11 protein-coding genes are annotated in these 15087 nt (G+C 73.9%); 4 read left to right on the top strand and 7 right to left on the bottom strand.

What is annotated here, in order from left to right; genetic code table 11:
* Positions 1–25: 25 nt before the first annotated feature.
* The 7 genes from murD to rsmH are packed head-to-tail and all read right to left on the bottom strand — an operon-like array spanning position 26 to position 9141.
* On the bottom strand, positions 26–1465 hold the full coding sequence (murD, locus tag IE326_RS29130; RefSeq protein ID WP_150227735.1) for a UDP-N-acetylmuramoyl-L-alanine--D-glutamate ligase: 1440 nt from the start codon (positions 1463–1465) through the stop codon (positions 26–28).
* Positions 1447–2517 carry a phospho-N-acetylmuramoyl-pentapeptide-transferase gene (gene mraY / locus IE326_RS29125; RefSeq protein ID WP_150227736.1) on the bottom strand — a complete coding sequence of 357 codons (1071 nt, stop codon included), beginning with the start codon at positions 2515–2517 and terminating at the stop codon, positions 1447–1449. Before mraY ends, murD begins: the two co-directional genes overlap by 19 nt.
* Complete coding sequence (locus tag IE326_RS29120) at positions 2514–3938, bottom strand: UDP-N-acetylmuramoyl-tripeptide--D-alanyl-D-alanine ligase (RefSeq protein ID WP_190043757.1); 1425 nt, start codon at positions 3936–3938, stop codon at positions 2514–2516. The genes mraY and IE326_RS29120 overlap by 4 nt, the downstream gene beginning before the upstream one ends.
* Before the next feature lie 4 nt (positions 3939–3942).
* Positions 3943–5649 carry a UDP-N-acetylmuramoyl-L-alanyl-D-glutamate--2,6-diaminopimelate ligase gene (locus tag IE326_RS29115; protein WP_190043756.1) on the bottom strand — a complete coding sequence of 569 codons (1707 nt, stop codon included), beginning with the start codon at positions 5647–5649 and terminating at the stop codon, positions 3943–3945.
* Positions 5650–5667: 18 nt separating this feature from the next.
* Positions 5668–7662, bottom strand: coding sequence for a peptidoglycan D,D-transpeptidase FtsI family protein (locus IE326_RS29110; RefSeq protein WP_150227739.1), 1995 nt, complete (start codon positions 7660–7662; stop codon positions 5668–5670).
* A 7-nt stretch (positions 7663–7669) separates the two neighbouring features.
* A complete protein-coding gene (ftsL, locus tag IE326_RS29105) occupies positions 7670–8188 on the bottom strand; it encodes a cell division protein FtsL (protein WP_229915728.1) in 519 nt (172 codons plus the stop codon).
* Positions 8185–9141, bottom strand: coding sequence for a 16S rRNA (cytosine(1402)-N(4))-methyltransferase RsmH (gene rsmH, locus IE326_RS29100; protein ID WP_150227740.1), 957 nt, complete (start codon positions 9139–9141; stop codon positions 8185–8187). Before rsmH ends, ftsL begins: the two co-directional genes overlap by 4 nt.
* Positions 9142–9537: 396 nt before the next feature.
* Here rsmH and IE326_RS29095 point away from each other — a divergent pair, with 396 nt between their 5' ends.
* The 4 genes from IE326_RS29095 (at position 9538) to IE326_RS29080 (ending at position 15045) form a co-directional block, all read left to right on the top strand.
* A complete protein-coding gene (locus tag IE326_RS29095) occupies positions 9538–10131 on the top strand; it encodes a beta-class carbonic anhydrase (RefSeq protein ID WP_229915727.1) in 594 nt (197 codons plus the stop codon).
* A gap of 146 nt (positions 10132–10277) precedes the next feature.
* Entirely contained in the window at positions 10278–11294 is a 1017-nt protein-coding gene (locus IE326_RS29090; protein ID WP_150227741.1) for an AAA family ATPase, read from the top strand.
* Positions 11294–12682, top strand: a complete 1389-nt coding sequence (locus IE326_RS29085; RefSeq protein WP_190043755.1) for a DUF58 domain-containing protein — start codon at positions 11294–11296, stop codon at positions 12680–12682. The genes IE326_RS29090 and IE326_RS29085 overlap by 1 nt, the downstream gene beginning before the upstream one ends.
* Positions 12679–15045, top strand: coding sequence for a transglutaminaseTgpA domain-containing protein (locus IE326_RS29080; RefSeq protein ID WP_190043754.1), 2367 nt, complete (start codon positions 12679–12681; stop codon positions 15043–15045). Before IE326_RS29085 ends, IE326_RS29080 begins: the two co-directional genes overlap by 4 nt.
* Positions 15046–15087: the final 42 nt, after the last annotated feature.

Below are 15087 nucleotides of genomic sequence, written 5' to 3'. Positions count from 1 at the left end.
CGGCCGGACCCTCGCAGTGGTCGGGTCAGGCGTCGCCGGTGGCGGCGAGGGCGCGGACCGCGTCCGCGAACGCCTCGCCCCGCTTGTTGTAGTTGGTGAACATGTCCATGGAGGCGCAGGCCGGGGCCAGGAGGACGGTGTCCCCCGGACGGGCGAGCCGGGCCGCCTCGCGGACCGCCTCGGACATCGCCCCAGTGTCGGTCCGGTCGAGGTCCACCACCGGGACCTCCGGGGCGTGTCGCGCCAGGGCTTCCCGGATCAGCGCGCGGTCCGCGCCGATCAGGACGACCCCGCGCAGCCGCTTCGCGGACCGTTCCACCAGCTCGTCGAAGGTGGCGCCCTTGGCGAGGCCGCCGGCGATCCAGACGATCGGGTCGTAGGCGGCCAACGAGGCTTCGGCGGCGTGGGTGTTGGTGGCCTTGGAGTCGTCGACGTACGTCACGCCCCCGACCTCCGCGACCTCCTCGATCCGGTGCGGGTCGGGCCGGAAGGCCCGCAGTCCGTCCCGTACGGCCTTCGCGTCGACGCCGAAGGCGCGGGCGAGGGCGGCCGCGGCGAGCGCGTTGGCGATGTTGTGCGGGGCCGGCGGGCGCACGTCGGCGACCTCGGCCAGCTCCTGGGCGTTCTTCTGCCGGTTCTCGACGAAGGCCCGGTCGACGAGGATGCCCTCGACGACGCCGAGCTGGGAGGGGCCGGGGGTGCCGAGGGTGAAGCCGATCGCCCGGCAGCCCTCCTCGACGTCGGCCTCGCGGACCAGGTCCTCGGTGGCCGGGTCGGCGACGTTGTACACGCAGGCGACCCGGTTGCCCTCGTAGATCCGGCCCTTGTCGGCGGCGTACGCCTCCATGGAGCCGTGCCAGTCGAGGTGGTCGGGCGCCAGGTTGAGCACGGCGGCCGAGTGAGCGCGCACGGAGGGCGCCCAGTGCAGCTGGTAGCTGGACAGCTCCACGGCGAGCACGTCGTACTCCTCGTCGCCGAGGACGGCGTCGAGGAGCGAGACGCCGATGTTGCCGACGGCGGCGGTCCGCAGCCCGGCCGCCTCCAGGATGGAGACGAGCATCCGGGTCGTGGTGGTCTTGCCGTTGGTGCCGGTGACCGCCAGCCAGGGGGCCGCGTCCGGGCCCCGCAGGCGCCAGGCCAGCTCGACGTCGCCCCAGATCTCCACGCCCGCCTCGGCGGCGGCCGCGAAGAGCGGCTTGTCCGGCTGCCAGCCGGGGGCGGTGACGACCAGCTCGGTGCCGGCCGGCAGGGTCGCCCCGTCGCCGAGGCGGACGGCGACGCCCTCCGCCTCCAGCTCGGCGGCCTGCGCCCGGGAGCGCTCGTCGTCCCCGTCGTTGACGACGGTCACCACGGCGCCGCGGGCGGCCAGCGCCCGGGCGGCCGGGATCCCGGACACGCCGAGACCCGCGACCGTGACGTGCTTGCCCCGCCAGTCCAGCTCTTCGCTCACTTGTCGGCTGCCCATCCCGCGTAGAAGAGGCCCAGGCCCACGATGACGCACATGCCCTGGATGATCCAGAACCGGACGACGACCAGGACCTCGGACCACCCCTTGAGTTCGAAGTGGTGCTGGAGGGGGGCCATCCGGAAGACGCGCTTGCCGGTCATCTTGAACGAGCCGACCTGGATGACCACGGACATGGTGATCAGCACGAACAGGCCGCCGAGCAGCGCGAGCAGCAGCTCCGTACGGGAGCAGATGGCGAGGCCGGCCAGCGCGCCGCCGAGCGCGAGGGAGCCGGTGTCGCCCATGAAGATCTTGGCGGGCGAGGTGTTCCACCACAGGAAGCCGAAGCAGGCTCCCATGAGCGCGGAGGCCACGACCGCGAGGTCCAGCGGGTCGCGGACCTCGAAGCAGGCGTTCGGGTTGGTGAGGGTCAGCGCGTTGGCGCAGGACTCCTGGAACTGCCACAGCCCGATGAAGGTGTAGGCGCCGAAGACCATCACGGAGGCGCCGGTCGCCAGACCGTCCAGGCCGTCCGTCAGGTTCACGCCGTTGGACATGGCCAGGATCATGAAGAGCGCCCAGACCACGAAGAGCACCGGGCCGATGGACCAGCCGAAGTCCGTGATGAACGAGAGCCTGTCGGAGGCGGGGGTCTGGCCGCGCACGTCCGCGAACTGGAGCGAGAGGATCGCGAAGGCGATGCCGACGATGAGCTGGCCGGCCATCTTCGCCTTGGCCCGCAGGCCCAGCGAGCGCTGCTTGACGATCTTGATGTAGTCGTCGAGGAAGCCGACCAGGCCCATGCCCGCCATCAGGAACAGCACCAGGACGCCCGAGTACGTCGGGTCCTCGCCGGTGATGACCTTGGCCAGCGCGTACGCGATGAGCGTGGCCAGGATGAAGGAGATGCCGCCCATGGTGGGCGTGCCCTTCTTCCCGGCGTGGCCGCGCGGGCCGTCGTCACGGATGAACTGCCCGTATCCCTTGCGGGCGAGCAGCTTGATGAGCAGCGGGGTGCCGATCAGGGTGAGGAAGAGGCCGATGGCCCCCGCGAAGAGGATCTGCCTCATCGGCCCGACACCTCGCCCTCAGCGTCGAGCAGCGCCAGGGCGACCTGCTCGAGACCGACCGAACGGGACGCCTTCACCAGGACCACGTCCCCCGGGCGCAGCTCCCTGCGCAACAGGTCGATCGCCGCCTGCGCGTCGGACACGTGCACCGACTCCTCACCCCACGAACCCTCGTTATAGGCGCCCAGTTGCAGCCAGGACGCTTCCCTGTCCCCGACCGCGACGAGCTTGCTGACGTTGAGCCGGACGGCGAGCCGTCCGACCGCGTCGTGCTCGGCCAGCGACGCGTCACCGAGCTCGGCCATCTTGCCGAGCACCGCCCACGTGCGGGCCCCCCGGGCCTGTCCGGCCCGGCCCATGGCCGCGAGCGCGCGCAGGGCGGCTCGCATGGACTCGGGGTTCGCGTTGTAGGCGTCGTTGACGATCGTCACGCCGTCCGGACGCTCGGTGACCTCCATGCGCCAGCGCGAAAGGGAGCCGGCCTCGGAGAGCGCGGTGGCGATCTCCTCGACAGGCATGCCCAGCTCGTGCGCGACGGCGGCCGCTGCGAGCGCGTTCGACACGTGGTGCTCACCGTACAGGCGCAAGGTCACGTCGCTGCACCCGGTGGGTGTGTGAAGCGTGAAAGCGGGCCGGCCGGAGTCGGTGAGGCGGACGTTCTCGGCACGTACGGCCGCTTCGTCCGCTTCGCCGAAGAGGATCACCCGGGCCTTGGTCCGGCTCTCCATGGCGCGCACGAGCGGGTCGTCGGCGTTGAGGACCGCCACTCCGCCGTCCTCGGCGGACGGCAGCGACTCGACCAGCTCGCCCTTGGCCACGGCGATCTGCTCGCGTCCGCCGAACTCGCCGATGTGGGCGCTGCCCACGTTGAGGACGAGCCCGATCCGGGGCGGGGTGAGCCCGGTCAGGTAGCGGATGTGGCCGATGCCGCGGGCGCCCATCTCCAGGACGAGGTGCCGGGTCTCCCCGGTGGCCTTCAGCGCGGTGAGCGGCAGGCCGATCTCGTTGTTGAGGGAGCCGGGCGTCCAGACGGTGGGCGCGTGGCTGTCGAGGACCTGGGCGATCAGGTCCTTGGTGGAGGTCTTGCCGGCCGACCCGGTGAGGGCGACGACGTCGGTGCCGAGCCGCTCGACCACCGCGCGGGCGAGGGCGCCGAGGGCGCCCTGCACGTCGTCCACGACGATCGCGGGGACGCCGAGGGGGCGGACGGCGAGCACCGCCGCCGCGCCCGCCGCGACGGCGCGCTCCGCGTAGTCGTGGCCGTCGACGCGCTCGCCGGCGAAGGCGGCGAAGAGGCTGCCGGGCTTCACCTCGCGGGAGTCGATGACGACGGGCCCGGTGATCCGGACGTCCGGATCCGGTATGTCGTGCGCCTGCCCGCCGACGATTTCGGCGATCTCGGCGAGGGAGAGGGCGATCACTGCTTCATCCCTGACTGTTCTGGTGACGGTGTCCGACCGCTGCGTCGTGCGCCGCCGCGGTCCCTGCTGCGTGCACTGCTTCGATCGCTTCGCGGAGGACCAGGCGGTCGTCGAAGGGACGCACCTTCCCGGCGGCCTCCTGGCCCTGCTCGTGGCCCTTGCCGGCGACCAGGACGGTGTCGCCGGGCCGGGCGCGGGCGACGGCCGCGGCGATGGCGGCGGCCCGGTCGGGTTCGACCAGGACGTCGCCGCGGTCGTCCGCGGGCACCTCCGCGGCGCCCGCGAGCATCGCGGTGAGGATCGCGAGCGGGTCCTCGGAGCGGGGGTTGTCGGAGGTCAGCACGGCGGTGTCGGCGAGCCGGGCCGCGGCGGCGCCCATCGGGCCGCGCTTGGTGGTGTCCCGGTCGCCGCCGCAGCCGATGACCACGTGCAGCCGGCCCTCGGTGACCTCGCGCAGCGAGCGCAGCACCGACTCGACGGCGTCGGTCTTGTGCGCGTAGTCGACGACGGCGAGGTACGGCTGGCCGGCGTCGACGCGCTCCAGGCGGCCGGGGACGCCGGGCACGGCGGCGACGCCCTCGGCGGCGGTGCGCGGGTCGAGCCCGGCGGTCGCGAGGGTGGCGATCGCGGCGAGGGTGTTGGCGACGTTGAAGGGGCCGGGCAGCGGGGCCGTGGCGGGGATCCGCAGGCCCTCGGGGCCGACGGCCGTGAAGGTGGAGCCGGCGGCGCCCAGGACGACGTCCTCGGCCCGCCAGTCGGCGTCGGCGCGGCCCTCGGCGGAGAAGGTGACGACCGGGACCCCGGCCTCCTTCGCGAGCCTGCGGCCGTACTCGTCGTCGGCGTTGACCACGCCGAGCCGGCTGCGCTCGGGGGTGAAGAGCGCCGCCTTGGCCCGGAAGTAGTCCTCCATGTCGGAGTGGAACTCCATGTGCTCCGGGCTGAGGTTGTTGAAGACGGCGACGTCGAAGACGCAGCCGTCGACCCGGCCGAGCACGAGGGCGTGGCTGGAGACCTCCATGGCGACGGCCTCGACGCCCCGCTCGCGCATGACGGCGAAGAGGGCCTGGAGGTCGGTGGCCTCGGGGGTGGTGCGCTCCGACTTGATGCGCTCGTCGCCGATGCGCATCTCGACGGTGCCGACGAGTCCGGTGTGCTTCCCGGCGCCGCGCAGTCCGCCCTCGACGAGGTAGGCGGTGGTGGTCTTGCCGGAGGTGCCGGTGATGCCGATCTGGAGGAGGTCCTCGCCGGGACGGCCGTAGATCTCGGCGGCGAGTTCGCCCATCCGGCCGCGCGGGTCCGGGGCGACGAGGACCGGCAGGCCGGTGGCGGCGGCGCGCTCGGCGCCCGCCGGGTCGGTGAGGACCGCGACGGCGCCGAGGCCGGCGGCCTGGGCGGCGAAGTCGGCGCCGTGCAGGCGGGCGCCGGCGAGGCCCGCGTACACGTCCCCGGGGCGTACCGCCCGGGAGTCGTGGGTGATGCCCGAGACCGGGACGTCCTGTGCGGCGTCGGGGATCTCGGCGCCCAGCCGTGCCGCGAGCTCGCCCAGGGGTGTCGGGCGGGCCCGCTCCGGGCGGGGCGGGGTGGTTCGGGACTGATCAGCGTGTGGCACGGCGGTGAGCGTACCGGGCGCACCCTGCGGGGGACCAAACGAGCGGGGGGCGTCGCCGGAGTTCGATTTCCGGTTCCCGGAGTGGGGGGTGATCGTCGTCACTGGTGGTGCTCCCGGGGGTCACGGGGTGGGTTCGAAGGTGACCGGCAGGCGGGCGGGCTCGCTGCCGGTGGGGGCCACGTGGAGGGTCTTGAGCGCGAACTCCATGACCTCCTTGTAGATGGGGCCGCAGATCTGGCCGCCGAAGTAGCTCCCCTTGGTGGGGTTCTGGATGGCGCAGTAGACGGTGACGCGGGGCTGGTCGGCGGGGGCGAAGCCGGCGAAGGAGGCGGTGTAGCCCTTGTAGCGGCCGAGTTCGGGGTCGACCCGGTTGGCGGTGCCGGTCTTGCCGGCGACGCGGTAGCCGGGGATGGCGGCCCTGGTGCCGGTGCCCTCGCGGTCGTCGACGACGGATTCCAGCATCCGGGCCAGGGTGGTGGCGGTCTTCTCGCTGACGACCCGGTTCTCGGCGGGCTTCCCGGTGGGCGTGAAGCGGCCGTCGGGGCCCTTGGTGCCGCGGACGAGGGTGGGTTCGATCCGTACGCCTCCGTTGGCGATGGTCGAGTAGACGGAGGCGGCCTGGAGGGCGTTGACGGAGAGGCCCTGGCCGAAGGGGATCGTGTACTGCTGCGAGGTGGACCAGTCCTCGGGCTTGGCGAGGATGCCGGGGGTCTCGCCGGGGAAGCCGAGGCCGGTGGGGCTGCCGATGCCGAAGCGGCGGAGGTAGCCGTCGAGGACGCGGTTGGACTCGGCCTGGTCCTTGCCGAGCTGGCCGGTGGCGAGGATGGTGCCGATGTTGCTGGACTTGGCGAGGACGCCGTTGAGCGTCAGGTACCAGGTCTTGTGGTCGACGTCGTCCTTGAAGAGCCGGTCGCCGCGGTGGAGCCGGTTGGGGACGGTGACGTGGGTGTCGGGGGTGGCCTTGCCCTCCTCCAGGACGGCGGCCATGGACATGACCTTGGCCGTGGAGCCGGGCTCGTAGGCGTCCTGGAGGGCCGCGTTGCCCATGGCGGCGGCGTTGGCGGCGGAGAGGTCGTTGGGGTCGAAGCCGGGGGCGTTGGCCATGGCCAGGACCTCGCCGGTGCGGGTGTCCTGGACGACGACGTAGCCGCGGTCGGCCCTGGACTTGCGGACCTGGTCGGTGATGGCCCGCTGGGCGGCCCACTGGATGTCCCGGTCGATGGTGAGCTCGATGTCGGAACCGGGGACGGCGGGGGTGCCCTGGGATCCGGCGGTGGGGACCTGCCGGCCGCCGGAGGCGGTGAAGCGGATCTTGCCGTCCCGGCCGGCGAGTTCGGGGTCGAGCATGGACTCGATGCCGCCGGCGCCGCGGCCCTCGGCGTTGACGTAGCCCAGTATCCCGGCGCCGAGTTCGCCGTTCGGGTAGACGCGCTTGGTGCTGGGCTCGCTGAGGACGCCGCCGAGGAGGTTGACCCCGGTGCCGCCGGGCTCGGCGGACTTCTCCGCGTAGACCTTCTTGAGGTCCTTGATCTGGTTCCAGACCTGCGGGGTCTGCTTGCGGGCGAGCAGGGTGTAGCGGGACTTGGGGGTGCGGAGCTTCTTCACCAGTTCCGCCGGCTCCTTGCCGAGGATCGGGGCGAGGAGGGCGGCGGCCTGCTCGGGCGCGTCGCGGCGCTTGGACTCCTCCGGCGTGAAGAGCTTCGGGTCGGCGGTGATGTCGTAGGCGTCGACGCTGGTGGCCAGGGCGATGCCGTTGCGGTCGGTGATCTCGCCGCGCTCGGCGGAGAGCGTGTACTCCTGGAAGCGGTACTTGTCGGCCTTGGCCGCGTACGCGCTGGCGTCGACGGCCTGGACCTGGAGCAGCCGGACCACGAAGACCAGCATGACGAGGGTCAGGCCGAGGGAGATCAGGCGCAGCCGGGGCCGGGGGCGGCCGAGCGTGATGGTGCGGGGCTTGCGGGCGGCCGGACGGGCCGCGGGGCGGCGGGCGGCGGGGCGCTGCGCGGGCCGGGGCGCGCGGCCTCGGGCGCGGGGGTCCCCGGCGGACGGGGGGCGGGGGCGGACCGGGCGCGAAGGACCGGGGACGCGGCGGCGCGGGGGCTCCTGGGAGGGCACTGCTCGGTCACCTGCCGGAGGTCGTCGGGGCGTTCGGGGCGGTTCCGGTCGGGGCGGTGGCGGTGGGCTTCGGGGCGGCGCCGGCCTCCCGCGTACGGGCGGGGTCCGGGGCGCCGGTGCGGGAGGGGGCGCGGGACGGCGTCCGGGTCGGCTCCGGGGAGGGGGCGACGGTGGGATCGCCGAGGACCTTGCCGTCGGGCCCGAGGAAGGCGGGGCTGCCGCCGGGGACCATGCCGAGCTCGCGGGCGCGGCGCTCCAGGGCGTCGGGGGCCGCGTAGGCGTCGACGTCCCGCTGGAGGGCCTGTTCCTCGTCGGTGAGCTCGGTGGTGCGGTCCTTGAGCTCGCGCAGCTCGAAGGAGCCCTGGTTGAGGGCGGAGTTCAGCAGCAGCAGGGTGATGAGGCCGCCGCCGAGGAGGAGGACGACGAGCAGGACGAAGGGGGTGCGGGCGGCCGAGCTGGGTCCGGACGGCATCAGCCGTCCGAGCCGCGCGGCCCGGCCCTTGAGCGGCCCCCTCGCCGTGCTCACAGCACGTCCTCCCGGATGCGCTCGGCGCCCCGGAGCCGGGCGGGGGCGGCCCGGCGGTTCTCGGCGATCTCCTCCTCGGTGGGGAGTTCGGCGCCGCGGGTGAGGAGCTTGAGGCGGGGCTGGTACTGCTCGGGGACGACGGGGAGGCCGGGCGGGGCGGTGGTGGCCGCGCCGGCCGCGAAGACCTGCTTGACGAGCCGGTCCTCCAGGGAGTGGTACGAGAGGACGGCGACGCGGCCGCCGACGGCGAGGGCCTTCACGGCGGCCGGGATCGCCCGCTCCAGGACGCTCAGTTCGCCGTTGACCTCGATGCGCAGGGCCTGGAAGGTGCGCTTGGCCGGGTTGCCGCCGGTGCGCTTGGCGGCCTGCGGGAGGGCGTCGCGGATGAGTTCGACGAGCCGGGCGCTGTTGGTGAACGGCTCCTTCTCGCGCTCGCGGACGACGGCGGAGACGATCCGCTTGGCCTGCTTCTCCTCGCCGTAGGCGCGCAGGATGCGGACGAGTTCGCCGGCCGGGTAGGTGTTGAGGACCTCGGCGGCGCTCATGCCGGTCGTCTGGTCCATGCGCATGTCGAGCGGGGCGTCCTGGGCGTAGGCGAAGCCCCGGTCGGCCTCGTCGAGCTGCATGGAGGAGACGCCGAGGTCGAAGAGGACGCCCTGGACCTTGTCGATGCCGAGCCGGTCCAGGACCTCGGGCAGCTCGTCGTAGACCGCGTGGACGAGGGTGGCGCGGTCGCCGTAGGGGGCGAGGCGCTCGCCGGAGAGGCGCAGGGCCTCCTTGTCGCGGTCGAGGGCGACGAGCCGGGCCTCGGGGAAGGCGCGGAGCAGGGCCTCGCTGTGGCCGCCGAGACCCAGGGTGCAGTCGACGACGACGGCCCCGGGGTCCCGGAGGGCAGGGGCCAACATGTCCAGGCACCGCTGGAGCATCACCGGGACGTGTCGGTCGTTGCTCAACGCACCCTCTCAGGACGGACACGGGGTACGTACCGCCGGATCACCGCCCGCTCTCGGGTCGAACGCGGTCGTCCGGCGCCGGTGGGGCGCGTCGGCCGGCCGGCGAGCGGGAGGAGGCGAGCCGTGGGTACCGCCGCGCACACAGGGGAGAAACCGCTTCAAACCGCTCGATTGTCTCCATGGACTCCGCGTCACTCTAGTCCACAGGCCGGGCCGGTCAACCAACCGGCTGGCGCGTCGCGCGGCGCCGGACGCGCGTGCGGACATTCGGGGCGGTTCACTCGATCGGCGGCATCCGGCACCTGCTGTGGGCTCGCTCACACACAGGATCATCGTGGTTCTTTGTCCTCTTCTCACAGCGGCCTCGCGGGGGTGGTGCCCACTACCGTCGAAGCCATGACGACCTCCGCACATCCCTCCCCCGGCTCGCCCGGCGCGATACCCGCCGGTCCCTCGGTCACCGAGCGGCTCGTCGAGGCGAACGCGCGGTACGCCGCCGACTTCACCGACCCGGGCATGGACGCGCGTCCGGTGCTCCGCGTCGCCGTCGTCGCCTGCATGGACGCCCGCCTCGACCTGCACGCGGCCCTGGGCCTCGAACTCGGCGACTGCCACACCATCCGCAACGCGGGCGGCGTCGTGACCGACGACGTGATCCGCTCGCTCACCATCAGCCAGCGGGCGCTGGGCACCCGCGCGGTGATGCTCGTGCACCACACCGGGTGCGGCCTGGAGTCGCTCACCGAGGACTTCCGGCACGAGCTGGAGGACGAGGTGGGCCAGCGGCCGGCCTGGGCGGTCGAGGCCTTCCGGGACGTGGACCAGGACGTACGGCAGTCGATGCAGCGGGTCCGGACCTCCCCGTTCCTGCCGCACACGGACGACGTCCGGGGCTTCGTCTTCGACGTCGCGACGGGGCTGCTGCGCGAGATCGATCCTGTGGAGAAAGGGTCCGGCACGGGTCGGAGCACCACTTCCACCGCCGCGTAAGACGACAAACCTCGGCAATTCGCCCGCGGTTGTCCACAGGCGAGTGACAGGGCCCGGCAATCCCAACAAGAATGCTCGGGTGACACCCCCCGTACATCCCAGCGGGGGCAGGTGTCCGTGTTCCTGCAAGGCCGAGGAGGGCCGGGGTGACGACCTATGACGACCGAGCGAGCCTCACAGATCTGACCACCACCGCGGAGCGGATCCGCGGTTCGGTGGAGAGCGTGATCGAGGGCAAGCCCGAGGTCGTACGTCTCGCGCTGACGGTGCTGCTCGCCGAGGGCCACCTCCTCATCGAGGACGTGCCCGGTGTCGGCAAGACCATGCTCGCCAAGACGCTCGCGCGGTCCATCGACTGCTCGGTGCGCCGCATCCAGTTCACTCCCGACCTGCTGCCGTCGGACGTGACCGGCGTGTCGATCTTCGACCAGCAGCGTCGGGAGTTCGAGTTCAAGCCGGGCGCGATCTTCGCCCAGATCGTCATCGGCGACGAGATCAACCGCGCCTCGCCGAAGACCCAGTCCGCGCTCCTGGAGTCCATGGAGGAGCGGCAGGTCACCATCGACGGGCAGACCTACGAGCTGCCCAGCCCCTTCATGGTCGTGGCCACCCAGAACCCGGTCGAGATGGAGGGCACCTACCCGCTGCCCGAGGCCCAGCGCGACCGCTTCATGGCCCGCGTCTCCATCGGCTACCCGAGCCCCGAGGCCGAGTTCCAGATGCTCGACGTGCACGGCGCGGTCAGCCCGCTGGACGACCTCCAGCCGGTCGCCCACGCCCACGACGTCCTCAAGCTGATCGACGCGGTCCGCTCGGTGCACGTCGCCGACTCCGTGCGGCGGTACGCCGTGGACATCGTCGGCGCCACCCGCGTCCACCCCGACCTGCGGCTCGGCGCCTCCCCGCGCGCCACCCTCCACCTGCTGCGCGCCGCCCGGGCCTCCGCCGCCCTCGCCGGCCGCGAGTACGTGCTCCCCGACGACCTCCAGGCACTGGCCGTGCCGGTCCTCGCCCACCGCCTGCTGCCCACCGCGCAGGCCCAGCTGGGCCGCCGCAACGCGGAGCAGGTCGTCCTCGACATCCTCCAGCGGACCCCCGTCCCGTCCGCGGCCCCGCCCGCGGCACAGCCCTACGGCCGGCAGCCCGGGGGCCGACAGCTGTGATGGCCACCCCCGCCGCACCCGAGGGGCAGCGGGCCGACGACCGCGACGGCCCGCAGGTCCCCCCGGCCGAGGACGGCCGGGGGGACCTGCGGGCCACCCTCGGCGGCCTCACCACCCGCGGCCGCTCCTTCCTCGCCGCCGGGGCGGCCGCCGCCGTCTGCGCCTACGTGCTCGGCCAGGCCGACCTTCTCCGCGTCGGCCTGCTGCTCGCCGCGCTGCCGCTGATCTGCGCCCTCGTCCTGCACCGCACCCGCTACCGGGTCGCCACCTCCCGGCGGCTCACCCCGCAGCGGGTGGAGGCCGGCACCGAGGCCCGCGTCCAGCTCCGCATGGAGAACGTCTCCAAGCTCCCCACCGGCCTGCTCATGCTCCAGGACCACGTGCCGTACATGCTGGGGCCCCGCCCCCGCTTCGTCCTCGACCGGGTCGAGGCCGGCGGCCGGCGCGAGGTCTCCTACCGGGTCCGCTCCGACCTGCGCGGCCGCTTCCCGCTCGGCCCGCTCCAGCTCCGGCTGAGCGACCCCTTCGGGATGTGCGAGCTCACCCGCTCATTCAGCGCGTACGACACCCTGACCGTCGTCCCGCGCACCACGCCGCTGCCCGCGGTCCGGCTCGGCGGCGAGGCCTCCGGTTACGGGGACGGACAGCACCGCGCGCTGGCGCTCGCCGGCGACGACGACGTCATCCCGCGCGCCTACCGGCACGGCGACGACCTGCGCCGGGTCCACTGGCGCTCCACCGCCCGGTACGGCGAGCTGATGGTCCGCCGCGAGGAGCAGCCGCAGCGCTCCCACTGCACGGTCCTCCTCGACACCCGCCGGGTCGGCTACCAGGGCTCGGGCCCCGACTCCGCCTTCGAGTGGGCCGTCTCCGGCGCCGCCTCCGTCCTCACCCACATGCTGGAGCGCGGCTACGCGGTCCGGCTGCTCACCGACACCGGTGCCGCGGTCCCCGGCGAGGGCTCCGACGGCTACGCGGGCGCGTCCGGCGGCGACTCCGTGGAGACCGCGGGACTGATGATGGACACCCTCGCGATCGTCGACCACTCCGAGGGCGCCGGGCTCTCCCGCGCCTCCGACGTGCTGCGCGCCGGGAGCGACGGACTGCTCGTCGCCTTCCTCGGCGACCTGGACGAGGAACAGGCAGCCCTGGTCGGCCGGATGCGCGGCCGGGCCGGCACGGCCGTCGCCTTCGTCCTGGACTCCGGCTCCTGGCTCACCGCCGGCGCCGTGACCGGGCCCGTGGAGACCCGGGTCCGGCAGCTGCGGGAGGCCGGCTGGACCGTCGTCCCCGTCCCGCCCGGGGCCCGGCCCTCCGACCTCTGGCAGCAGGCCGCGGGAGACCTGCGGGACGGTGTCGTCACGGACGGACACGGGGGCCTGGCATGAGCGGACTCACCCGTCTGACCCTGGCCGCGTGGGCGGCCTCCCTGCTGGCCGCGGGGGCGCTGCTGCCCCTGGTGAAGCCGGCCACCTGGATCTTCACCGCCGCCTTCCTCCTCGCCCTCCAGAGCGCCGTCGGCATGCTGGGGCGGCGGGTCCCGCTGGCCCGGCCGCTGACGATCGGCGCCCAGCTGCTGGTCGACGTGATCGCGCTGACCGTGGTCTTCGCCCGGGAGCAGGCGCTCTTCGGCTTCCTGCCCGGACCGCTCGCCGGGGCGCGCGTGGTGGAGCTCTTCCGGCTCGGCACCGACGACATCGGGACCTACGCGGTCCCCGCCCCGGACACCGAGGGCATCCGGCTCATCCTGGTCGTCGGCGTGCTGGCGATCGGGCTGCTCGTGGACGTCCTGGCGGTCACCTTCCGCCGCGCCGCCCCGGCCGGGCTGCCGCTGCTCGCGCTGTACTCGGTGGCCGCCGGACTGTCCGGCGGCGGCGCGGGACGGCTCTGGTTCGTGCTCGCCGCCACCGGCTACCTCCTGCTGCTCCTCGCCGAGGGCCGCGACCGGCTCTCCGCTTGGGGACGGGTCTTCGGCGGCGCCCAGCGCACCGGCCGGTCCGGCACCACCGTGGGCAGCGGCGCGACGGGCTTCGCCCCGGTCCGCACCGGCCGCCGGATCGGCGCCGTCGCCATGGGCACCGCCCTGGTGGTGCCGCTGGTCCTGCCCGGCTTCTCCGGCGGGCTCCTGGGCAACGGCGGCGGAGGCGGCCCCGGCGAGGGCGGCGGAGGCGGCGGCACCATCGCGGCCGTCAACCCGCTGGTCTCCCTCCAGGACAACCTGCGCCAGCCGGAGGACTTCGAGGTCCTGCGCTACCGGACCAACGCCGTGGACAACAGCGGGCTGTACCTGCGGCTCGTCGCCCTCGACCAGTTCGACGGCACCTCGTGGAAGTCCTCGGTCCGCCCGATCGAGGCGGTGCCGAAGACGCTGCCCTGGCCCGACGGCCTCTCCCAGTCCGTCCGCACCTCCGAGGTGACCAGCAACTTCGTCGCCACCGAGGGGTACGACCAGAAGTGGCTGCCGATGCCGTTCCCGGCCGCCCGGGTCGACATCGAGGGCCGCTGGCGGTTCGAGCCGGCCGGCCGGATGCTCGTCGGCGACGACAAGCAGACCACCAAGGGCGTCCGCTACCAGGTGACCAGCCTCGACGTGCAGCCCACCGGCGAACAGCTCTCCGCGGCGGGCCCCCCGCCGGAGCAGCTGCGCCGCGACTACACCAAGGTGCCCGACAGCCTCCCCGACGACGTCGGGGCGACGGCCCTGGAGGTCACCAAGGGCGCGCGGAACGACTACGAGCGGGCCGTCCGGCTCCAGGACTGGTTCGCCGAGGACGGCGGCTTCCGCTACGACGTGGACGTGACGTCCGGGACCGGTACGCAGGCGATCTCCCGCTTCCTGAAGGACAAGGAGGGGTTCTGCATCCACTTCTCCTTCTCCATGGCGGCGATGGCCCGCACGCTGGGCATCCCGGCGCGGGTCGCGGTCGGCTTCATGCCCGGCACCACCCAGTCCGACGGCTCGGTCTCGGTCGGCATCCGGGACGCCCACGCCTGGCCCGAGCTGTACTTCGAGGGCGCCGGCTGGACCCGTTTCGAGCCGACGCCGTCCCGCGGCTCCACTCCCTCCTACACCCGGCAGGCGTCCCCCACCGGGGGGCCGACCGGTCCCGCGCAGCCCTCGCAGTCGGCCTCCGCGCAGCCCTCGGCGGCGCCGAGCGCCTCGGAGAGCTGCCCGCCGGAGCTGCGCCGCCTCGGCGAGTGCGACAAGAACCCGGCGGCGGCCGACGACGCCTCCTCCGGCGGCGGTACGAACCTGCCGGCGGTCGCCCTGTGGACGCTGGGCGCGCTGCTGCTGCTCGCCGTCCCCTTCGCCCCGATGCTGTGGCGGACCCGGGTGCGGGCCCGCCGGCTCGCCCCGTCCGCCGGTCCGCTGGCGGTGTGGCGGGAGATCGGCGACACCGCCTGGGACCACGGCGTGGAACCGGACGAGGCGCAGACCCCCCGGAGGACCGCGGAGCGGATCGTCCGGGCGGGCGGGCTGGACGGCGCGGCGGCCGAGGCGGTGCACCGGGTGGCCGGTGCCGTGGAGGAGGTCCTCTACGCGCCCGTGCCGCGGCCGGTCTCCGGGCTGGCGCGGGACGCGGAGCGGGTACGGGCCGGGTTCCACGCGAACGCCTCGCGCGGCGGGCGGCTCCGGGCCCGCTTCGCCCCGCGTTCGGCGGCCCGTCTCCACTGGACCGCCTCGGCCCGCTGGACCGCCCTGAGAACCCGCTCCTCCCACGCCCTCTCCCGTCTCCGCCCCTCCCCCTGACGGGCCTCCCGCCCGTCCCTGTGGGCATGCGTCCCGCCAGGG

The organism is Streptomyces filamentosus (genome assembly GCF_014654895.1).
Classification (GTDB): Bacteria; Actinomycetota; Actinomycetes; order Streptomycetales; family Streptomycetaceae; genus Streptomyces; species Streptomyces filamentosus.
Note: the sequence above shows the minus strand (reverse complement) of the source record. Positions and strands in the feature narration are given on the sequence as shown.

Excerpts from the sequence above, each read along its gene's own strand:
- murD (WP_150227735.1), bottom strand. The coding sequence starts at position 1,465 with ATGGGCAGCCGACAAGTGAGCGAAGAGCTGGACTGGCGGGGCAAGCAC.
- mraY (WP_150227736.1), bottom strand. The coding sequence starts at position 2,517 with ATGAGGCAGATCCTCTTCGCGGGGGCCATCGGCCTCTTCCTCACCCTG.
- IE326_RS29095 (WP_229915727.1), top strand. The coding sequence starts at position 9,538 with ATGACGACCTCCGCACATCCCTCCCCCGGCTCGCCCGGCGCGATACCC.
- IE326_RS29085 (WP_190043755.1), top strand. The coding sequence starts at position 11,294 with ATGGCCACCCCCGCCGCACCCGAGGGGCAGCGGGCCGACGACCGCGAC.
- IE326_RS29080 (WP_190043754.1), top strand. The coding sequence starts at position 12,679 with ATGAGCGGACTCACCCGTCTGACCCTGGCCGCGTGGGCGGCCTCCCTG.